This is a genomic window from Streptomyces sp. NPDC006335 (assembly GCF_040612795.1).
GTDB lineage: Bacteria > Actinomycetota > Actinomycetes > Streptomycetales > Streptomycetaceae > Streptomyces.
Genome location: NZ_JBEXQX010000014.1, coordinates 121,169 through 140,817, shown reverse-complemented (window position 1 = coordinate 140,817; position 19,649 = coordinate 121,169). Strand labels below are relative to the sequence as shown.

Below are 19,649 nucleotides of genomic sequence, written 5' to 3'. Positions count from 1 at the left end.
GGGGACCGCACATGATGCGGGGCGTCGTGCTCGTCACCGGGGTGATGGCGGCAGGGAAGTCGACGGTCGCGCAGGCGCTGGCGGAGCGGTTGCCGCGGGCGGCGCATGTCCGCGGTGACGTGTTCCGGCGGATGATCGTGTCGGGACGCGAGGAGTACGCGCCCGGCGCCTCCGCGGCGGCCCTCGCCCAACTCCGGCTGCGCCACCGGCTGTCGGCGGCGACGGCGGACGCGTACGCCGAGGCCGGGTTCACGGCCGTCGTGCAGGACGTCGTCCTGGGCGAGGACCTGACGGCGTGGGTCGCGCTGGTCCGCACCCGGCCGCTGTACGTCGTCGTCCTGGCGCCGGACGCGGAGACGGTGGCCGCCAGGGAGTCGGCCCGCACGAAGACCGGCTACGGGCCCGCCTGGACGATCCCCGCGCTGGACGAGGCGCTGCGGGAGTCGACCCCGCCGATCGGGCTGTGGCTGGACACCTCCGCGCACACCCCCGCGCGGACGGTGGAGGCGATTCTCGCGGGGCGGGAACGCGCGAGGGTGCTCTGACGTCTCCTTGGTACGGGGGCGTTGTCAGTGGTGGCGCGTAGTGTTTCGAGCAGTGGGGGACGAGCGCAGACCCGACGGGTTCGCCGTGCCGTGCCCGGCCAGGGGACTGCGTACGAAGCACACGGGGGAGCCATGAGCACGACCGATACCGCCGTAGCGGCGATCAGACTGACCGAGGACCAACTGCAGCCGTACATCTCACATGTGTCGACCCGCCGCTGGCTCAGCGGCCCCGGACTGCCCGCCGACAGCGACCTGTTCACCTTCGAGGAGCTGCGCAGGGAGGGCCTGCGGACGGTGGCGGACTCGACGGCCGACCCGGGCGGCCAGCTCAGCGAGGAGCTGCGCGACCAGCTGGTGATAGGCGGACTCACCGACCTGCACGGCAGGGAGACGGAGTCGGTCCTGCTCGACGGAGTCACCGGCGAGGTCTCGACGACGGCCTTCTTCCACGCCCGCCCCGACCTGATGGACCGCACCCCCCTCGCACCTTCCCTCCCGACCCTGGTCCGCTTCGCGACGGCGACGGACGAACTGACGGAGGTGCGCGGCCAGTTCGCCGCCTACGCCGGCCGCTTCGGGCCTACGGCCGTGGAGGACGCGACGCGCCAACTCCTCACGGTGTTCGAGGAGGGCACGGGCGGCGATGTGCCGACGTTCTGGAAGATCGCGGCCCTGATCCGCCCCCTGGCCCTGGTCGCGGGCCCGGGCACGGACTCCGGGCTGGCCGTGGACCTCCCGCCGCGCCTGCTGGACCAGGAGTTCGGCCGCGGCCACGTCGTCCGCTTCGAGGACATCGACTTCCCGTCCACGCTCACGCACGCCCCGACCCGCCGCTTCCTGGCGGAGACCGGCCTGCCCGAGGACGGCGTCCTCTTCCACACCGACCCCGACGCCCCGCTCCCCACCCTCGCCGAGCACCGGGTCGACCGACTGGCCGCCCTCCCGCCCCGCGCCGGCCACCTGATCGTCCTGGGCCACCTGATCGAGGACAACACCCTGGTCGTCGACGGCGAGACGGGCGCGGTCCTGAACTGGAGCGAGCGCGAAGGCACGCTCCACCCCCTGAACACCGACATCTCCACCCTCGCCTTCACCCTCTGGCTCCTGCACCGGGAGCGCCGGATCGACGAGTCCCTCGCCCACGAACTGACGAACACGCTGTACGTCCAGGTCGCCAAGACGATGATCCGAGCCCTGTCCACGATCGACCCCACGGGCACGACGACGGACGCGGACTGGCACTACTGGACGGAGCTGTTCCAGGACGAGGTGGGCGGGGTGCTCTGACCGACTGCGCGGCGCGGGGGCGGTCGGGCAGCGACTCTATTGAGCTGGGGTGAAGTAGGCGCTTGACGGGGCCACAGGTCCTGCGGAGACGGCCTGCGCATACGCCTCGTCCACCCGGGTGACGAACTGAAGGGCGGCTCCCTGGAGGGGACCGCCCTTTCGTTGTGCCTGGTCAGGCGCTGAGGCCGTGGCGGGAATCGAACCCGCGTAACTCGCTTTGCAGGCGAGTCCCTGAGCCACTCGGGCACACGGCCGTCACCGGGGGTGGTCGCGTGTCCCGCGATGGTGGGCACACGGCCGGGGTGATCCGGTGACTTGACCGTAGGGGGCGTGGGGGAGTGGTTCAAGGGGAGCTCGGGGGGTGCAACAGGACTGCCATACGCCGTTCATGAACGGGGCGGGGCCGGTGGTGGTCGTACGACCAAGGTCTCAGGGGGAGGCGGGCTTTCGACAGGGGTCAAAGGGGGCCATGGCCCTTACTCTGGCGGGCATGGCTGTGTTGGAACCGCGTGATGCCGGTGTCACCGACGACTGTGAGGTCCCGTCCCTCGATGAGGTGGAGGAGGGGGTGCTGGGGCGTTCGTACCGGGCGCTGAGTGTCGGCATCGTGTCCGTCGTGCTGCTGATCGCGTTCGAGGCGACCGCCGTGGGGACCGCCATGCCGGTCGCCGCGCGGGAGTTGGACGGGGTCGCGCTGTACGCGTTCGCGTTCTCCGGGTACTTCACCACCAGCCTGTTCGGGATGGTGCTGGCCGGGCAGTGGGCGGATCGGCGGGGGCCGCTCGGGGCGTTGACCGCCGGGATCGGCTGCTTCGGGGCCGGGCTGCTGTTGTCGGGGACGGCCGGGGCGATGTGGCTGTTCATTCTCGGGCGGGCCGTGCAGGGGTTCGGGGGCGGGCTCGTCATCGTCGCCCTGTACGTCGTGGTCGGGCGGGCCTACCCCGAGCGGCTGCGGCCCGCGATCATGGCGGCGTTCGCGGCGGGCTGGGTGGTGCCGTCGATCGTGGGGCCGCTCGCGGCCGGAGCCGTGACCGAGCACCTCGGGTGGCGGTGGGTGTTCGTCGGGATTCCGGTACTGGTCGTGTTTCCCCTGGTGCTCGCCCTTCCGCAGATACGGCGGCGGGCGTCCGGACCGGTCGACGACCAGCACGAACAGGCCTCCTTCGACCGCCGCCGTATCCGGCTCGCCCTCGGGATCTCCCTGGGCGCCGGGCTCCTCCAGTACGCCGCCCAGGATCTGCGTCCCCTCTCCCTGCTCCCCGGACTCGCGGGCGTGGCCCTGCTCGTGCCGGCCGTCCTCGGGCTGCTTCCGCGCGGGACGTACCGGGCGGCCCGCGGGCTGCCCTCCGTCGTGCTGCTGCGCGGGGTCGCCGCGGGGTCCTTCATCGCCGCGGAGTCCTTCGTGCCGTTGATGCTGGTCACCCAGCGGGGGCTGTCGCCGACGCTCGCCGGGTTCTCGCTCGCGGCCGGCGGGGCCACGTGGGCGCTGGGGTCGTGGGTGCAGTCGCGGGCGCGGGTGGAGCCGTACCGGGAACGGCTGATGACCGCCGGGATGGTGCTGGTCGCGGCCGCGATCGCCGCCGCGCCGAGTGTGCTGATCGACTCCGTGCCCGTCTGGACCGTCGCCGTCGCGTGGGGCTTCGGGTGTTTCGGGATGGGGCTGGTGATCTCCTCCACCAGTGTGCTGCTGCTGCATCTGTCCGCCCCGGAGGAGGCCGGCAGCAACTCCGCCGCCCTCCAGATCTCCGACGGCCTCTCGAACGCCGTCCTGCTGGCGGCGGGCGGGGCGGCCTTCGCGGCGCTGGGCGGCGGGACGGTGAGCCGTACGGCGACGGAGGCGTCCGGGGCGCATCCGGCCGCGTTCGCCGTGGTGTTCCTGCCGATGGCCGGGGTGGCGTTGGTGGGAGCGTGGGTGACTACGCGGCTGAGTGTCAGAACCGGAGTGGCACCGAGTGGTACCACCTAGTACCGTCGAGTCATGGCCGGACTGAACCTGCGTTTCACGGACGAAGAGCTCGACGCCCTGCGTGAGCGCGCCGCTGCGGAAGGGCGGAGCATGCAGGCTTTCGCGCACGACGCGGTGATCGCGGCCATAAACGAACATTCACGGCTGTTCAACGAGGCCGCCGACCACGTGCTGAAGGCCAGCGCCGAGCTGAACCGCAGGCTCGCCTGATGCACTACCTCACGCTTCCCGAGCTGCTGAACCTCACGCGGCGACTCGGGGCGGACGAAGTGCGCGACTACGGGCTCCTGGACTCAGCGCTGGCACGGCCCCAGTCGAGTGTGTTCGGACAGGACGCCTATCCGGACGTGTGGCAGAAGGCCGCGGCCCTGATGGAATCCCTGGCCCGCAACCATGCCCTTGTCGACGGGAACAAGCGCATCGCCTGGTACGCGACCTGGGTCTTTCTGCACATGAATGGCCACCCGCTGGACGCGGAGTTCGACGTCGACGAGGCGGAGCAGTTCGTGCTGGACGTCTGCCAGGGGCGTCTGGACGTGCCCAAGATCGCTGCCCATCTGCCGCGCTTCGCCCGATGACTGTGACGTCGGTCCCACCCCTGGCCGCCCCGGCCCCGTCCGAGCGTTGACGGCATCGCCCCGCCGGTAAGGTGACCCGGTCGTCATACCCAGCCGAAGACCCCGCCGTAGATACAGCCGAGCCGCTCGACCCCGACGGAGACCGTGACTACCACCGCCGCCTCCTCCCAGCACCACCTTTCCCCCGCCTTCCCCGGCCGGGCCCCCTGGGGTACCGCCAGCAAGCTGCGCGCGTGGCAGCAGGGGGCGATGGAGAAGTACATCCAGGAGCAGCCGCGTGACTTCCTGGCCGTCGCGACGCCGGGGGCCGGCAAGACGACCTTCGCACTCACGCTCGCGTCCTGGCTGCTGCACCACCATGTCGTGCAGCAGGTGACGGTCGTCGCGCCGACCGAGCATCTGAAGAAGCAGTGGGCCGAGGCGGCCGCGCGGATAGGGATCAAGCTGGATCCCGAGTACAGCGCCGGGCCGCTCGGCAAGGACTACCACGGCGTCGCCGTCACCTACGCGGGTGTGGGTGTGCGGCCCATGCTGCACCGCAACCGGGTCGAGCAGCGCAAGACCCTCGTCATCCTCGACGAGATCCACCACGCCGGTGACTCCAAGTCCTGGGGCGAGGCGTGTCTGGAGGCCTTCGAGCCCGCCACCCGCCGGCTCGCGCTCACCGGTACGCCCTTCCGGTCCGACACCAACCCCATCCCCTTCGTGACGTACGAGGAGGGCAACGACGGGATCCGCAGGTCGGCCGCCGACTACACCTACGGGTACGGGAACGCGCTGGCCGACCACGTCGTGCGGCCCGTCATCTTCCTCTCCTACAGCGGGCAGATGCGGTGGCGGACCAAGGCGGGGGACGAGATCGCCGCGCGGCTCGGCGAGCCCATGACCAAGGACGCGATCAGTCAGGCCTGGCGTACGGCGCTGGACCCGCGCGGTGAGTGGATGCCGAGCGTGCTGCGCGCCGCCGACCAGCGGCTCACCGAGGTCAGGAAGGCCATCCCGGACGCCGGTGCCCTCGTCATCGCCTCCGACCAGGACTCCGCGCGCGCCTACGCCAAGCTGATCCGCGAGATCACCGGCAACAAGGCGACCCTGGTCCTGTCCGACGACGCCGGGGCCTCGAAGCGGATCGACGACTTCAGCGAGAGCAACGACCGGTGGATGGTCGCCGTGCGGATGGTGTCGGAAGGCGTCGACGTGCCGCGGCTGGCCGTCGGCGTGTACGCCACCACCATCTCCACGCCGCTCTTCTTCGCCCAGGCCGTCGGCCGTTTCGTACGGTCCCGGCGGCGCGGCGAGACCGCCTCCGTCTTCCTGCCGACCGTGCCCGACCTCCTCACCTTCGCCAACGAGATGGAGGTGGAACGGGACCACGCCCTCGACAAGCCGAAGAAGGAGGGCGAGGAGGACCCGTACGCCGAGTCCGAGAAGGAGATGGAGGAGGCGAACAGGGAAGAGGACGAGGACACCGGCGAGCAGGAGCAGTTCGCCTTCGAGGCGCTGGAGTCCGAGGCCGTCTTCGACCGCGTGCTCTACGACGGTGCCGAGTTCGGGATGCAGGCGCACCCGGGGAGCGAGGAGGAGCAGGACTACCTCGGGATCCCGGGGCTCCTGGAGCCGGACCAGGTGCAGCTCCTGCTCCAGAAGCGGCAGGCCCGGCAGATCGCGCACAGCCGCAAGAAGCCGGACAGCGAGGCCGACCTGCTGGAGCTGCCCGCCGAGCGGCGGCCCGTGGTCTCGCACAAGGAGATGATGGAGCTGCGCAAGCAGCTCAACACCATGGTCAGCGCCTACGTCCACCAGAGCGGCAAACCCCACGGTGTGATCCACACCGAGCTGCGCCGGGTCTGCGGCGGGCCGCCGAGCGCCGAGGCCACGGCCGGGCAGCTCCGGCAGCGGATCGCCAAGGTGCAGGAGTGGGCCACCCGGATGCGGTGACGCCGGGCGCGTTCCGTGCCGCGGTCGTTTCGTGCCGCGGTGCCGGACCGTACGTATCAGGACAAACGGAGTGGTCCGTACCGGCTGCTGCCCGGATTCTGGACGGAGGCTTCCGCTGAGCGAACCCGCTTCGCTACTGTCCCGCTACGCACACGCCCCGTGGCAGCGCCGCCGCGGAGCGCAGCCGTGAAGCGACGCGGCCCGGTAAGAGACCGGGCCGCCGGCCGATCGGCGGCCTCTGAAGCGCGTTGCCGACGGGACTCGGTGACGCATCGCCGCTCGGAGGTTGCCGACCTCACCACTTGGAGGAGTGGGCGTCGTGACCGCGGAGACCTCTCAGACGCTTGACCGGGGACTGCGTGTCCTCAAGCTCCTGGCCGACACGGACCACGGGCTCACCGTCACCGAGCTTTCCAACAAACTGGGCGTGAACCGGACCGTGGTGTACCGGTTGCTGGCCACGCTGGAGCAGCACGCCCTCGTACGGCGTGATCTCGGCGGGCGTGCCCGGGTGGGGCTCGGCGTGCTGCGGCTCGGCCGGCAGGTGCACCCGCTGGTACGGGAGGCCGCGCTGCCGGCGCTGCGGTCGCTCGCGGAGGACATCGGGGCGACGGCTCATCTCACCTTGGTGGACGGTGCGGAGGCGCTGGCCGTGGCCGTTGTGGAGCCCACCTGGACCGACTATCACGTGGCCTATCGCGCCGGGTTCCGGCATCCGCTGGACCGGGGGGCCGCGGGGCGGGCGATTCTCGCCGCCCGGCAGCAGGGGTTCGGGGAGCCGGGGTACATGCTGACGCACGGGGAGCTGGAGGCGGGCGCCAGCGGGGCGGCCGCGCCGCTGCTCGGGGTCACCGGGGTCGAGGGCAGCGTCGGGGTCGTGATGCTGGCGGACGCGGTGCCGGAGCGGGTGGGGCCGCGGGTGGTGGACGCGGCGCGGGAGGTCGCGGAGGCGCTGCGCTGAGCTGAGCGGGGCGGGGTGGTGGGGTGCGGGTTCGTGTTTTGGCCGCGGGCCCGGTGGGGGTTGGTCGCGCAGTTCCTCGCGCCCCTGGGGTGGGTGCGGGTTCGTCGTTGGCCGCGGGCCCGGTGGGGGTTGGTCGCGCAGTTCCCCGCGCCCCTGGGGTGGGTGCGGTCGACGTCGGCCGACATGCGCACTGCTCAACCGGCGGCCACCGTGAGCCCGGGCCTCGCCAGCACCCGTCCGCAGTCATCACCGGCTCGAGTCCCGCCCGTCCCGTCGGCGTGGAAACTGCTCAGCCCGCGGCCACCGTCGGGCCGAGTCCCGCCAGTACTCTCAACTGGAGCCACAGCACCAGGCGTTCGTCGGGGTCGGTCAGGTCGACGCCTAGGTGTTGCCGGATCTGCTTCAGTCGGTAGCGGCAGGTGTTCGGGTGTACGGCGAGCAGTTTCGCCGCCCCCGCCATGTCGCACCCGGCGTCGAACCAGCAGACCAGCGTGCGGGCGTGGTCGGTCCCGTGCTCACTGTCGTACGCCAGCACCCGCCGCCAGGAACCCGCCGCCAACTCCCGCCGTTCGGCGAGCACTTCGGCCAGTCGCAGCAGTGTCACCCGCGGCCGTACCTCGTCGACCGTGGCCACCGGCAGTGAGGGTCCGAGCAGCCGCAGCACCGCATCGGCGTCGGCCCGCGACCCGGCCACCTCCGCGAGCCCCGCCACCACCTCGCCCAGTCCCGCCCGCACCGGCACCCTGAGCGCCTGCCCGGCCCGGGTCACGATGTCCTCGGCCAGCCGCCGGTGCCGAGCCCCGGGTGCCGGGAGCAGCGCGTACACCACCCCGTCGAGCAGCACACACGCGTGCCGCCCGTAGCGCGCCTCGCACTGGAGCCGTACGACGTCCAGCAGCCGCAGTCCGGTCTGTTCGGCGTCCGGGAGGCCGGCCGCGTCCGGGGCGAAGGCCGCCACCCGGACCGGGCCCTCGATCCCCAGCCGTACGGCGGACGTCGCCGCGTCCGCCGTGCCGTCCAGCAGCCGCCGCAGCAGGTCACCGCTCTGGTGCCGGGCCAGCTCCTGGGCCGCCCGCGCCCGCAGAAGCAGCAGGGCCGCCGTCGACGCCCCCTGGACGAGGGTCTGCTCCGCGTCCGCCGCGAGCGTGCCGTCGTCGACGACCCACACCGAGCCGAGGGTCTCCCCGCCGGCCCGGACGGCGACCGCGAGGCGGGGCAGGACGCCGTCCCGCAGCGCGGGCAGCCGTACCGGTCCGGCGGCCGCGAACAGCGTCCGGTACTCGTCGGTGTTCTCCGCGGCGGCCGGTACCTGGAGGCCCAGGATGCCCTGGCGGCGGACCTCGTCGACCGGCTGGCCGGGGACGGTGGAGTAGGCGAGGATCCGCCGGCGCGGGTCCTCCACGGCGGTGGCCCCGCCGGTCGCCGCCGCGATGGCGTCGGCGAGCGCGAAGAGGTCGCCGTGGCCGCCCGCGGAGGGGACCGGCCGGGTGCCGGTCGCCGACACCAGCAGCAGGTGCGCCTGGTGCCAGGCGGTGTCCTCGGCGACGGACAGCAGGGCCACGCCGTACGCCTCCGCCTCGGCCACCGGTCCGTCCTGGCCCCGGACCACCAGGCCGGTCATCCCGGCCTCCGCGGCAGCTCTTGCCAGCGGCCCGGCCGCGGACGCCCGCACCCCGACGGCCAGCAGCAGCGCGCCCGGCACCGCGGGGAGCGGGGCCTCGGCGTCGTGGAGGAGCACCTCCGTGACCGGGGCGGTGAGCCCGGCGGGAGCGGTGTGCAGCCGTACGGAGGTGCCGCCGACGACGTCCAGGAGGTCACCGAGGGTGCAGGTGTCCACGGGTGTCTCCCAAGTTCTTTTGGCCGTTCCGTAAAGGAACGTAGGCAGATGTTGTACAGCCGCACAACCCGGCGGCCCCGCCCGGATCCAAGACTGGGCACATGACCGGAGTGAGCATCCGTACCGTCCACGACGTCGCAGGGCTCGGTGCCGTCAGCGCGTACTTCGGCGAGGTGTGGCGGACCCCGCCCGCGGCCCCGCCCTATCCGGCCGAGGTGCTGCACAGCCTGGTCCACGCGGGCGGCGCGGTGCACGCGGCCCACGACGGGCAGCGCCTCGCCGGGGCCTGCGCCGCCGTGTTCGGGCCGCCGGGCTCGGGGGAGGTGTACTCCCTGGTCGCCGCCGCGGAACCCGGGCTCGGGCAGGCGCTGAAGCAGGCGCAGCGGGCCTGGGCGCTCGGCCTCGGCGCCCGCACCATGCGCTGGACCTTCGACCCGCTGGTCGCCCGCAACGCCCGCTTCAACCTGGCCAAGCTGGGCGCGGTCGGCACCGAGTACCTCGTCGACTTCTACGGCCCCATGAGGGACGGCGTGAACGGCGGCGACGAGAGCGACCGGCTGACGGTGACCTGGGACCTGACGGCGCCCGGACCGCCGTACGGCCCGGGTGACCACAGGGGCGCGCCAGCGACCCGTGACCGCGAGGCCGCGCCCGTCACCCACCACGCCCCCGACGGAGGAGTCCTAGCCCGCCGCGACCTCGCGGGCCTGCGCGTCTGGTGCCGGGTCCCGGACGACGTCGTCGAGCTGCGGGCCGCCGACCCGGCGCTCGCGCTGCGCTGGCGGCGGGCCGTGCGCGAGGTGTTCACGGAGGCGTTCGGGCAGGGGTTCCGGGCGACGGGAATGTCCCGGGACGGTTGGTACACACTCACCAAGGAGGCCGCCGTATGAAGCTGGAGCGCGTCGAGGTCGTCCATGTGGCGATCCCGCTGGTCAGTCCCTTCCGGACCTCCTTCGGGACGATGACCACGAAGGACACCTTCCTGCTGCACGTCGTCACGGACACCGCCGAGGGCTGGTCGGAGTTCGCCGCCGACCCGCAGCCGCGCTACTGCTCGGAGTTCGTGGCGGGCGCGGAGCTCGTGCTGCGGGACTTCCTGGTGCCGAGGGTGGCGGCGCTGCCCGCGCTCACGGCGGCGCTGGTCGGGCCGGCGGTCGGCGGGATCAAGGGGCACGAGCTGGCGAAGGCGGCCCTGGAGACGGCGGTCCTGGACGCGGAGCTGCGGTCGTACGGCATGCCGCTGGCGGTGTACCTGGGCGCGGTGCGCGAGCGGGTGCCGGCGGGGGTGTCGGTCGGCATCAAGGAGTCGGTCGCCGAACTCCTGGACGACGTCGAGCGGTATCTCGCCGAGGGGTACGTCCGGATCAAGCTGAAGATCGAACCCGGCTGGGACCTCGAACCCGTGCGGGCCGTGCGCGAGCGCTTCGGCGCCGCACTGCCCCTCCAGGTCGACGCCAACACGGCGTACACCCTCGCGGACGCGGAACACCTGCGACGCCTCGACGAGTTCGGGCTGCTGCTGATCGAGGAGCCACTGGACGAGAACAACCTGTACGGCCACGCGCGCCTCCAGAGCCGTATCGCCACCCCCGTCTGCCTCGACGAGTCCCTGCACAACGCCCGGGACACCGCCTCCGCGATTGCGATGGACGCGTGCCGGGTCGTGAACGTCAAGCCCGCGCGCGTGGGCGGCTACCTGGAGGCCCGCCGCATCCACGACGTGGCCCGCGCGCACGGCGTGCCGGTGTGGTGCGGCGGGATGCTGGAGACGGGAATCGGCCGCGCCGCGAACCTCGCGCTGGCCGCCCTGCCCGGCTTCACGCTCCCCGGCGACACCTCGGCCTCCGCCCGCTACTTCGCCGAGGACATCACCGAGCCGTTCGTCCTGGAGGACGGCCACCTGCCGGTCCCACGCACACCGGGCATCGGCGTCGAACCGCTGCCCGAGGTCCTACGGCGTTTCACGCGCGCGAGACGGGATCTGTACGCGGCCTGACCGGCTCGTGGCCGGAAGTGACCGCCGCGTTAGATTGATCCCGTGCTCTCTCGCCTCACGCGCCCCCAGGCCGTCGCCGTCTGTGTCCTGCCCGTCGTGGCACTGGTCGCCACGGCCCTCTTCGCGCCGCTGCCGTTCGCGCTGGCGCAGCCCGGGATGACGGCGAACGTCCTCGGCGAGAACGAGGGCGCGGCGGTGATCACGATCGCCGGGGCGAAGACCCGTACGACGAGCGGGCAGCTGCGGATGACGACCATCGAGGCGACCGGGCCCGACACGCACGTCTCGCTCGGCGACGTCATCGACAACTGGTTCCGCACCGACCGGGCGGTCATGCCCCACGACGCGGTCTACCCGAGCGGGCAGAGCGTCAAGGAGATCGAGAAGCACAACACCGCGCAGATGAAGGAGTCCCAGGACGCGGCGACCGAAGCGGCCCTGAACTACCTCAAGCTCAGCGACGGCAAGGTCAAGGTCACGCTGAAGCTCGCGGACGTCGGGGGGCCGAGCGCGGGGCTGCTGTTCACGCTGGGGATCATCGACAAGCTCGACGGCGACGGCGCCGGGGGCGACCTCACGGGCGGCCGTGTCATCGCCGGGACGGGCACGATCGACGCGGACGGCACGGTCGGCGCGGTGGGCGGTGTGGCGCTGAAGACGCAGGCCGCCAAGCGGGACGGGGCGACGGTGTTCCTGGTGCCGAAGGACGAGTGCGCCGACGCGAAGGCGGAACTGCCCAAGGGGCTGCGGCTGATCCCGGTGACGTCCCTGAAGGGGGCGGTGGGCGCGCTGACCGCCCTGGAGTCGGGCAAGGGGGCCGTCCCCGCCTGCTAGTGCGCGAGGACCGGCCTCGGGGCGGCGAGCCGGAGCCCGACCTCGACGAGGGTCCAGCCCAGGCGGGTGCGGATGGCGTACGGCCGCCTGGCCTCGGCGGCGAGGCGGTGGGCGTCGGCCTCGGCGCGGAGGTCGGCGACGCGGAGGTGGTGGGCGGCGAGGTGGGTGTCGGCGTGCATGGCGTGGCCTCTCAGTCCGTCTCGGTGGGGAACAGGTGGGTGTGGATACGTACTTGCTCCGTGCCGGGGGTGTCGTCGGTGACCCGGCCGCGGTAGTCGTTGATCAGGGCGTGCATCCTGTCGACGAGCTCGGTGGCCAGTTCGGGTGTGAGCTGGAGCGTCATGTCGCTCATGTCCGAAGCGCGGGTCCACTCGGCGGACCAGTGGTCCCGGGTGCTGAGCCAACCGGACATCTCGCGTGCGTGGGTGGCGGCGATCTCGTGCAGGTAGATCTCGGCCATCCCGCGTACCTCGGGTCCCGCGCCGTCGAACTCGGCGGTGTCGAAGGTCAGTCCCTGGTCCACGGCCTTCCACCACCGCTCCCGTCCCTTGCCGTGCTCGGGAGCGTCGGCGATGAAGCCGTGCTCGGCGAGCTGGCGCAGGTGGTAGCTGGTGGCGCCGCTGGACTCGCCCAGCCGCTCGGCGAGCATCGACGCGGTGGCGGGGCCGCGTCGGCGCAGCGCGTTGAGCAGTTCCATCCGCAGGGGATGGGCCAGCCCGCGCAGTGAACGGGCGTCGAGTTTCCGTACGTTGGGCTCTTCCGGCATGCGTACAAAGATAGCTATGCAAAGAGTCCTTTGCAACGGGTTCTTTGTAACTCCGCCCGGCGCGGACCGGCTCTACTTCACGAACCCCTCCGCCCTCATCCAGTCCAACGCCACCTGGTGCGGGTCCTCCCCGGCGACATCCACCTTGGCGTTGAGGTCCCGCGCCACCATGTTGTCCAGCCTCTTCGTGACCGGGGCCAGCACCTTTGCGATGGCCGGCCACTTCTTCAGGGACCTGGAGTTGATCTCGGGCGCCGCGTTGTAGTTGGGGAAGAACTTCCGGTCGTCCCGCATCACCGCGAGGTTCATGGACTTGATGCGGCCGTCGGTGGTGAAGACCTCCCCGTACCGGCAACTGCCCTTCGCCACCTGGGTGTAGATGATCCCGGTGTCCATCTGTGTGATGTTCTTCGCCGGGACGTTCATGCCGTACGCCTTCTCCATGCCCGGCAGTCCGTCGGCGCGGTTGGCGAACTCGCTCTCCACGCACAGGGTGACCGCGCCGGGGTCCTTCCTGGCAAGCGCGGCCGCCTCGGACAGCGTCCTCGTGCCGTACTTCCCGAAGTCGGACCGGTTCATGGCGAGGGCGTAGGTGTTGTTCAGGGGCGCCTTCGGCAGCCACGTCAGACCGTTCTCCAGGTCTGCCTTCCGTACCGCCGCCCACTGTTCCTGCGGGTCGGCGATCGGCTCGCCGTTGCCCTGGTAGGTGATCCACGCCGTGCCCGTGTACTCGTACATCCCGTCCGCGTCCCCGGACTTGACCGCCTCGCGGGCCCCGACCGATCCCTGGATCCCCGTGCGGTCGAGCACGTCCGCCCCGGCCGCCTCGAAGGCGATGCCCATGATCGCGCCGAGGATGAGCTGCTCGGTGAACTCCTTCGACGTCACCGTCAGATCCGCCCCTTTGAGCGGCTCGCCCCGGCCGATCGACCCCGGCCTCACGTCGTCGACCATCGGAGAGCCACTGGTCAGGCCACAGCCGGCCAGCACGACGAGGCAGCCGGCCAGCGTGAGAAACGTCCGCTTCACACCGTCACCTCCCACCGACGCGGCCGGGGGAGCCGTTGGTGATCCCGGCCGGCACGCCAGGGGTGCCCGTCGGGGCCGGTACGGGGCCCGTGAGCCTCATGTCTCGGCCTCCAACCGGGTTGACACGAGGGGCGGTTCGGGCAGCGTGGCTGGTCGTTGACCTGTGGGGGCCAGGTCGCCGCCCCCGGCCGAAGGGCGCCGGGGCAGTCGTATCGGCGGTGAGGACTTGGGCGGCAGGGACGCGGGCCGGGGCTGGGAGCGTCGTATCGACGATGTGGGTCGGGGCCGGGCGGGAGCGTGGCGGGGTCTGCGCCGGGGGCCCTGGTGTGAGGTCGGCCGGTCGATCGGCAGGGAGTCCGCGTTGCCCCTCCCCGTCGGAGTCGGGGGCAGGTGCTGTCGGCTCATGTTTGCGGCTCCGGTTCGGTGAGTGCGGTCGGCCAGGCCACCGGCAGGGCTCCGGCTGCCGAAGGGTGCCGGGGGGCGCCGTACCGACCTTGAGGGCCGCGGCCGTCCGTCTCACGACCCCGCCCCCAACCCCCGTGGCCTCAGCAGCAGTTCCGCCAGTGAGGCCAGCCAGTCGACCAGTAGGGCCAGGGTCACCGTGAGGATGGAACCCAGCATCAGTACCGGCATCCGCTGGTTGGTGATGCCGGTGGTGATCAGGACGCCGAGGCCGCCGCCTCCGCCGAAGGCGGCCAGGGTCGCCGTACCGACGTTGAGGACCAGGGCCGTACGGATGCCGGCGAGGATCAGGGGGACGGCCAGCGGGAGTTCGACGCGGGCCAGCACGCCCAGGGGGGACATGCCGATGCCGCGTGCCGCCTCCAGCAGGGTCGGGTCGTTCGCCTTCAGGCCCGCGACGGTGTTCGACAGGACCGGCAGGACGGCGTAGGCGATGATGCCGATCAGGGCCGCCTTCGTGCCGGTGCCCAGCCAGATCACCAGCAGGGCCAGCAGGCCGATCGCCGGGGTCGCCTGGCCCGTGTTGGCGGCCGCCATCACCACCCAGCTCGCCCTCCGGAAGGCGCCGCGGGTCAGGACGATCCCCAGTGGGATGGCGATGACCAGCACGAAGAAGGTCGAGATCACCGTCAGCCGCACGTGCTGCCACAGGGCCTTGGACACCTGCCCGTTCGACAGCGCGTTCTCGGAGAGCGGGTCCAGGTCGGTCCGCGCGAACCACAGCCAGGTCGCGAGCAGCACGGCGAGCAGGAACGCGGGCAGGAAGGTCAGCTTCTGCCAGGTCACGCGCTGTCCGGGCGGGGTCGGTGGGGGAGGCGCCGCGCTCTCCTCCCGTTCGTCCTCCGCCAGGGAGGTCTCGTCCTCCGCAAGGGAGGTCGGGGACGTCGTCACGCCTTCCGCGCCTCTCCATCGGTGCCCTCCTGCTCGGCGTGCGTCTGCGCGGCCCGGATCGTCTCCAGCTCGTGCTGGTGCGCCATGGCCTCCAGACGGTCGGCCTCCAGGAGCTCGTGCACGGAGCTCATGAGCGTCTCCATGTCGACGACACCCGTGTACTCGCCGCGCCGCCCGGTCACCGCGACCCGCCCCGCGTTGTCGGTCAGCACGGCCTCCAGGGCGTCCCGCAGGGTCGCGTCCCGGGTCACCGTGTCGCTCACCGGGGTCCCGGCCCGGGCCAGCAGCCCCTTCGCGTGCATCATGTCGCCGCGCCTGAGCCACTTGTAGGGCCGTCCGTGCCGGTCGAGCAGCAGGATCTCCTTCGTTCCGCTGGCCCGAAGCTTGTTGAAGACCTCCTGGAGGGAGTCGTCGACGGTCACCGTCGGACAGCCGGTGATCTCCACGTCCCGCACCCGGGTCAGGTTCAGCCGCTTCAGCGCGGCCCCGGCGCCGACGAAACCGGACACGAAGTCGTCGGCCGGGTTGGTCAGGATCGCCTCCGGGGTGTCGAACTGGGCGATGTGGGAGCGTTCGCGCAGGACGGCGATCCGGTCGCCCAGCTTGATCGCCTCGTCGAAGTCGTGGGTGACGAAGACGATCGTCTTGTGCAGCTCGCGCTGGAGTCGGATCAGCTCGTCCTGGAGGTGGTCACGGGTGATCGGGTCGACCGCGCCGAACGGCTCGTCCATCAGCAGCACGGGCGGATCGGCCGCGAGCGCCCTCGCCACCCCCACCCGCTGCTGCTGGCCGCCGGAGAGCTGACGCGGATAGCGGCCGTGGAACTCCCCGGGGTCGAGCCCGACGAGGTCGAGCAGTTCCTCCACCCGGGCCCTGATCCGGCCCTTCTCCCAGCCGATCATCCTCGGCACGAGCGCGATGTTCTGCGCGACCGTCATGTGCGGGAAGAGCCCCGCCGACTGGATGGCGTAGCCGACCTTGCGGCGCAGCTTGACCGGGTCGATGTCGGTGACGTCCTCGCCGTTGATCAGGATGCGGCCACCGGTCGGCTCGATCAACCTGTTGATCATCTTGAGCGTGGTCGACTTGCCGCAGCCGGACGGCCCCACGAGGACGACGGTCTCGCCCGCCTTGATCTCCAGGGTGACGTTGTCGACGGCGGGCCGCGGACTGCCGGGATACGTCTTGGTCAGGTGCTCCAGCCCGATGGACGCACCTGAGGTGCCGGACGTCGTCTCAGACACGGATCCCCCTCGGAATCGTCAGCCGTCCGATCAGGACGTACGCGGCGTCGAACAGCAGGGCGAGGACGATGATCCCGAGCGTGCCGGCGAGCACCTGGTTGAGCGCGTTCCTGCTGCCCAGGGAGGCGATACCGCGGAAGATCTCGTTGCCGAGGCCGGGCCCGGAGGCGTAGGCGGCGATCGCGGCGATGCCCATCAGCATCTGTGTCGAGATCCGGATCCCGATCAGGATCGGCGGCCAGGCGAGCGGCAGCTCGACCCGCACCAGCCGGGTGACCCGGGACATCCCGATCCCGCGCGCCGCGTCCACCAGCGCGGGATCGACCCCGCGCAGCCCCACGATCGCGTTGCGCACGATCGGCAGCAGCCCGTACAGCGTCAGGGCGATCACCGTGGGCGGCACGCCCAGTCCCACGACCGGGACGAGCAGACCGATCATGGCGAGCGACGGCACGGTCAGGATCGTCGAGGTGGCCGTCGTGGCGAGGTTGCCCGCCCACTCGCTGCGATAGGTCACGACCCCGAGCAGCACCCCGATCACGGTCGCCACGACCATGCACTGGAAGACGGCGCTCGCGTGTTGGTACGCGTCCGCGAGCAACTGCTGGTGGCGGTTGCCGAGGTACTCCCAGAAGTTCACATCGCCTCATCCCGAGCGGGCCACGTCACGTCCCGGGCGCCTCCTGAAGGCTCGCCTGCTGCACCAGCGGGATGATCCGCAGCGGAACGGGGTTCTCCATGACGATCGCGGTGGCGGCCCGGACGATCCCATCGAAACCGACAACCCGGTCGATCACACGTTGGAGATCGGCGTTGGAGCGGGCCACCAGGCGGCACAGCATGTCCCCGCTGCCGGTCGTGGTGTGCAGCTCCAGCACCTCCGGCACGGTCGCCAAGTGCGCCCGTACGTCGGCCCCTTGCCCCTGCCGGATCTGGAGCGTGGCGAACGCGGTCACCGGGTAGCCGAGCGCCGCCGGATCGACCTGCGGACCGAATCCCCGGATGACTCCGTTCGACTGAAGCCGGTCGAGGCGTGCCTGCGCGGTCCCGCGGGCCACCCCCAGCCGCCGGGACATCTCCAGGACCCCGATCCGCGGCTCGCGCGCGAGGAGCACGATGATCCGCCCGTCCAGCTCGTCGATCCCCACAGCGGCCTCCTCGATCAATGGTCATCCTGTACAGAAAGGCCGCCGGTACGGCCGTATCGCTGAACATCCTGTCCAGTGGATACGCAAACTATTGCGCACCTTGCAGAGCGGAGCCACGCTTCGCACATGACGCAGACCACACACCACACTCCCGACACCGCCCGGCAGGCCGACCCCTTCCCGGTCAAGGGAATGGACGCGGTCGTCTTCGCCGTCGGCAACGCCAAGCAGGCCGCGCACTACTACTCGACCGCCTTCGGCATGCGGCTCGTGGCCTACTCCGGACCGGAGAACGGCAGCCGCGAGACCGCGAGCTACGTGCTGGAGAACGGCTCCGCCCGGTTCGTGTTCACCTCGGTCATCAAGCCCGCCACCCCCTGGGGCCACTTCCTCGCCCAGCACGTGGCCGAGCACGGCGACGGGGTGATCGACCTCGCCATCGAGGTCCCCGACGCCCGCCGCGCCTACGCCTACGCCCTCGAGCACGGCGCCCGCTCGGTGGCCGAGCCGTACGAGCTGAAGGACGAGCACGGCACGGTCGTCCTGGCCGCGATCGCCACCTACGGCGAGACCCGCCACACCCTGGTCGAGCGCACCGGCTACGACGGCCCCTACCTGCCCGGCTTCGCCGCGGCCGCCCCGATCGTCGAGCCGCCCGCCCACCGCACCTTCCAGGCGATCGACCACTGCGTCGGCAACGTCGAGCTCGGCCGGATGAACGAGTGGGTCGGCTTCTACAACAAGGTCATGGGCTTCACGAACATGAAGGAGTTCGTGGGCGACGACATCGCCACCGAGTACAGCGCGCTGATGTCGAAGGTCGTCGCCGACGGCACGCTCAAGGTGAAGTTCCCGATCAACGAGCCCGCCATCGCCAAGAAGAAGTCCCAGATCGACGAGTACCTGGAGTTCTACGGCGGCGCGGGCGTCCAGCACATCGCGCTGAACACCAACGACATCGTGCAGACCGTGCGGACCATGCGCGCGGCCGGGGTCCAGTTCCTCGACACCCCCGACTCCTACTACGACACCCTCGGCGAGTGGGTCGGCGACACCCGCGTGCCCGTCGACACGCTCCGCGAGCTGAAGATCCTCGCCGACCGCGACGAGGACGGCTACCTGCTCCAGATCTTCACCAAGCCGGTCCAGGACAAGCCGACCGTGTTCTTCGAACTCATCGAGCGGCATGGCTCGATGGGCTTCGGGAAGGGCAACTTCAAGGCACTGTTCGAGGCCATCGAGCGGGAGCAGGAGAAGCGGGGCAACCTCTAGCCCCCAAGACCGAGGGGGACCGTGACCGAGCGTTTCGACCTTTCCGTGCCGGCCGTCCGCGGGCTGTGGCAGAAGGCGCTGCACGAGGGCACGGTCCTCCAGTCCTTCGCCTTCGACGAGGCCCACCAGCACCTGTACGTCCTCCAACTCGCCGAGGGCGGCGCCGAGTCGGGCGACCTGTGCCTGAACCGGCTCGACCACGACGGCGCGCTGCTCGGCCACATGCACCTCAAGGGCTTCGGGCACGGCGTCAGCATGGGCGTGCAGAACGCCGACGACGGCGAGGTCTGGATCTGGACCGAGGCCGCCGCCGAGAACGGCTACGGCCAGGGCGTCACCCGGTTCCGTTTCTTCGACGGCGCCACCCGCACCGGCGGGGACGTCGCCGTCCGCAAGCCGATCGCCGGGTCCACCAACAACCAGCCGTCGGTCTGCATGGTGTCGAAGCGCGTGGCGATCCGCTACCGCCTCGACGGCGAGCCCCGCTACCGGATCTGGGACCTGGACGCCTTCGTCGCCCGCGACTACGCCGACCCGATCGCCGACCTCGCCCAGACCGGCCTGCACCCCGACCCTGCGATCCCCTTCCAGGGGTACGCCCTCTACGGCGACCACCTCTACCAACTGGCCGGATCCGCCTACGACCCCGTCACCAACCCGCCCGCCGGACACGGCAACGCCTACCTGTCCTGCCTCGACATCCGCACCGGCGAGCTGGTCCAGCGCGAGCGCACCGAGGCCGGCTACTCCCTGGACCACCGCGAACCCGAGGGCGTCGCCGTACGGCACGGCGGCACACCATGGCTGTGCATGGGGCTCGCGTCGGGCGCGAAGGGCGCACGGCGTTTCTCCTTCTACTACAAGCCGCTGTCCGCGGAAGGCTCGTAGGCTG

General features: G+C 71.4%; 20 protein-coding genes and 1 tRNA gene. 12 read left to right on the top strand and 9 right to left on the bottom strand.

What is annotated here, in order from left to right:
• Positions 1-14: 14 nt before the first annotated feature.
• Both ABZ098_RS32175 and ABZ098_RS32170 read left to right on the top strand, forming a co-directional pair.
• The gene (locus ABZ098_RS32175; RefSeq protein WP_356597295.1) at positions 15-545 is read left to right on the top strand and encodes an AAA family ATPase; all 531 of its coding nucleotides are present in this window, start codon (positions 15-17) and stop codon (positions 543-545) included.
• A 132-nt stretch (positions 546-677) separates the two neighbouring features.
• Complete coding sequence (locus ABZ098_RS32170; protein ID WP_356597160.1) at positions 678-1,835, top strand: SUKH-4 family immunity protein; 1,158 nt, start codon at positions 678-680, stop codon at positions 1,833-1,835.
• A 182-nt stretch (positions 1,836-2,017) separates the two neighbouring features.
• Here ABZ098_RS32170 and ABZ098_RS32165 read toward each other — a convergent pair.
• Positions 2,018-2,089 (bottom strand) — tRNA-Cys (locus ABZ098_RS32165).
• Between the two features lie 236 nt (positions 2,090-2,325).
• On the opposite strand from ABZ098_RS32165, the gene ABZ098_RS32160 reads away from it, so the two are divergent.
• The 5 genes from ABZ098_RS32160 to ABZ098_RS32140 all read left to right on the top strand — a co-directional run bounded on the left by ABZ098_RS32160 (position 2,326) and on the right by ABZ098_RS32140 (position 7,278).
• Positions 2,326-3,801, top strand: a complete 1,476-nt coding sequence (locus ABZ098_RS32160) for an MFS transporter (RefSeq protein ID WP_356597158.1) — start codon at positions 2,326-2,328, stop codon at positions 3,799-3,801.
• 12 nt (positions 3,802-3,813) lie between these two features.
• Entirely contained in the window at positions 3,814-4,011 is a 198-nt protein-coding gene (locus tag ABZ098_RS32155; RefSeq protein ID WP_123761049.1) for a hypothetical protein, read from the top strand.
• Positions 4,011-4,379 carry a Fic family protein gene (locus ABZ098_RS32150; protein WP_356597156.1) on the top strand — a complete coding sequence of 123 codons (369 nt, stop codon included), beginning with the start codon at positions 4,011-4,013 and terminating at the stop codon, positions 4,377-4,379. The genes ABZ098_RS32155 and ABZ098_RS32150 overlap by 1 nt, the downstream gene beginning before the upstream one ends.
• 144 nt (positions 4,380-4,523) lie before the next feature.
• On the top strand, positions 4,524-6,317 hold the full coding sequence (locus tag ABZ098_RS32145; RefSeq protein WP_356597154.1) for a DEAD/DEAH box helicase: 1,794 nt from the start codon (positions 4,524-4,526) through the stop codon (positions 6,315-6,317).
• A gap of 319 nt (positions 6,318-6,636) precedes the next feature.
• Positions 6,637-7,278 carry a helix-turn-helix domain-containing protein gene (locus ABZ098_RS32140; protein WP_031041623.1) on the top strand — a complete coding sequence of 214 codons (642 nt, stop codon included), beginning with the start codon at positions 6,637-6,639 and terminating at the stop codon, positions 7,276-7,278.
• 289 nt (positions 7,279-7,567) lie between these two features.
• Here the strand turns inward: ABZ098_RS32140 and ABZ098_RS32135 are convergent, their stop codons facing one another.
• The gene (locus ABZ098_RS32135; protein WP_356597152.1) at positions 7,568-9,115 is read right to left on the bottom strand and encodes a helix-turn-helix domain-containing protein; all 1,548 of its coding nucleotides are present in this window, start codon (positions 9,113-9,115) and stop codon (positions 7,568-7,570) included.
• A 101-nt stretch (positions 9,116-9,216) separates the two neighbouring features.
• On the opposite strand from ABZ098_RS32135, the gene ABZ098_RS32130 reads away from it, so the two are divergent.
• The 3 genes from ABZ098_RS32130 to ABZ098_RS32120 are packed head-to-tail and all read left to right on the top strand — an operon-like array spanning position 9,217 to position 11,945.
• On the top strand, positions 9,217-10,005 hold the full coding sequence (locus ABZ098_RS32130; RefSeq protein ID WP_356597150.1) for a chorismate synthase: 789 nt from the start codon (positions 9,217-9,219) through the stop codon (positions 10,003-10,005).
• Entirely contained in the window at positions 10,002-11,111 is a 1,110-nt protein-coding gene (gene menC, locus ABZ098_RS32125) for an o-succinylbenzoate synthase (protein ID WP_356597148.1), read from the top strand. Before ABZ098_RS32130 ends, menC begins: the two co-directional genes overlap by 4 nt.
• A gap of 42 nt (positions 11,112-11,153) precedes the next feature.
• The gene (locus ABZ098_RS32120; protein ID WP_356597146.1) at positions 11,154-11,945 is read left to right on the top strand and encodes a S16 family serine protease; all 792 of its coding nucleotides are present in this window, start codon (positions 11,154-11,156) and stop codon (positions 11,943-11,945) included.
• Here the strand turns inward: ABZ098_RS32120 and ABZ098_RS32115 are convergent.
• The 7 genes from ABZ098_RS32115 to ABZ098_RS32085 form a co-directional block, all read right to left on the bottom strand.
• Entirely contained in the window at positions 11,942-12,124 is a 183-nt protein-coding gene (locus ABZ098_RS32115) for a hypothetical protein (protein WP_356597144.1), read from the bottom strand. The two genes, ABZ098_RS32120 and ABZ098_RS32115, sit on opposite strands and share 4 nt — an antisense overlap.
• Before the next feature lie 11 nt (positions 12,125-12,135).
• Positions 12,136-12,711 (bottom strand): helix-turn-helix domain-containing protein, encoded by a 576-nt coding sequence (locus ABZ098_RS32110; RefSeq protein ID WP_356597142.1) that lies wholly within the window; start codon positions 12,709-12,711, stop codon positions 12,136-12,138.
• A 72-nt stretch (positions 12,712-12,783) separates the two neighbouring features.
• On the bottom strand, positions 12,784-13,740 hold the full coding sequence (locus ABZ098_RS32105; RefSeq protein ID WP_356597140.1) for a glycine betaine ABC transporter substrate-binding protein: 957 nt from the start codon (positions 13,738-13,740) through the stop codon (positions 12,784-12,786).
• A gap of 516 nt (positions 13,741-14,256) precedes the next feature.
• A complete protein-coding gene (locus tag ABZ098_RS32100) occupies positions 14,257-15,051 on the bottom strand; it encodes an ABC transporter permease (protein WP_356597293.1) in 795 nt (264 codons plus the stop codon).
• A gap of 38 nt (positions 15,052-15,089) precedes the next feature.
• Positions 15,090-16,337, bottom strand: coding sequence for a betaine/proline/choline family ABC transporter ATP-binding protein (locus tag ABZ098_RS32095; RefSeq protein WP_356597138.1), 1,248 nt, complete (start codon positions 16,335-16,337; stop codon positions 15,090-15,092).
• Entirely contained in the window at positions 16,330-16,977 is a 648-nt protein-coding gene (locus tag ABZ098_RS32090) for an ABC transporter permease (RefSeq protein WP_356597136.1), read from the bottom strand. Before ABZ098_RS32090 ends, ABZ098_RS32095 begins: the two co-directional genes overlap by 8 nt.
• 25 nt (positions 16,978-17,002) lie before the next feature.
• On the bottom strand, positions 17,003-17,485 hold the full coding sequence (locus ABZ098_RS32085; protein ID WP_356597134.1) for an Lrp/AsnC family transcriptional regulator: 483 nt from the start codon (positions 17,483-17,485) through the stop codon (positions 17,003-17,005).
• A gap of 126 nt (positions 17,486-17,611) precedes the next feature.
• On the opposite strand from ABZ098_RS32085, the gene hppD reads away from it, so the two are divergent.
• Together hppD and ABZ098_RS32075 are read left to right on the top strand one after the other, a co-directional pair.
• Positions 17,612-18,757 (top strand): 4-hydroxyphenylpyruvate dioxygenase, encoded by a 1,146-nt coding sequence (hppD, locus tag ABZ098_RS32080; RefSeq protein ID WP_356597132.1) that lies wholly within the window; start codon positions 17,612-17,614, stop codon positions 18,755-18,757.
• A 21-nt stretch (positions 18,758-18,778) separates the two neighbouring features.
• A complete protein-coding gene (locus ABZ098_RS32075) occupies positions 18,779-19,645 on the top strand; it encodes a Teichoic acid biosynthesis protein C (Precursor) (RefSeq protein WP_356597130.1) in 867 nt (288 codons plus the stop codon).
• The last annotated feature ends 4 nt before the right edge of the window (positions 19,646-19,649 follow it).

Excerpts from the sequence above, each read along its gene's own strand:
- ABZ098_RS32110 (WP_356597142.1), bottom strand. The coding sequence starts at position 12,711 with ATGCCGGAAGAGCCCAACGTACGGAAACTCGACGCCCGTTCACTGCGC.
- ABZ098_RS32155 (WP_123761049.1), top strand. The coding sequence starts at position 3,814 with ATGGCCGGACTGAACCTGCGTTTCACGGACGAAGAGCTCGACGCCCTG.
- menC (WP_356597148.1), top strand. The coding sequence starts at position 10,002 with ATGAAGCTGGAGCGCGTCGAGGTCGTCCATGTGGCGATCCCGCTGGTC.
- hppD (WP_356597132.1), top strand. The coding sequence starts at position 17,612 with ATGACGCAGACCACACACCACACTCCCGACACCGCCCGGCAGGCCGAC.
- ABZ098_RS32130 (WP_356597150.1), top strand. The coding sequence starts at position 9,217 with ATGACCGGAGTGAGCATCCGTACCGTCCACGACGTCGCAGGGCTCGGT.
- ABZ098_RS32160 (WP_356597158.1), top strand. The coding sequence starts at position 2,326 with ATGGCTGTGTTGGAACCGCGTGATGCCGGTGTCACCGACGACTGTGAG.
- ABZ098_RS32175 (WP_356597295.1), top strand. The coding sequence starts at position 15 with ATGCGGGGCGTCGTGCTCGTCACCGGGGTGATGGCGGCAGGGAAGTCG.
- ABZ098_RS32170 (WP_356597160.1), top strand. The coding sequence starts at position 678 with ATGAGCACGACCGATACCGCCGTAGCGGCGATCAGACTGACCGAGGAC.
- ABZ098_RS32115 (WP_356597144.1), bottom strand. The coding sequence starts at position 12,124 with ATGCACGCCGACACCCACCTCGCCGCCCACCACCTCCGCGTCGCCGAC.
- ABZ098_RS32150 (WP_356597156.1), top strand. The coding sequence starts at position 4,011 with ATGCACTACCTCACGCTTCCCGAGCTGCTGAACCTCACGCGGCGACTC.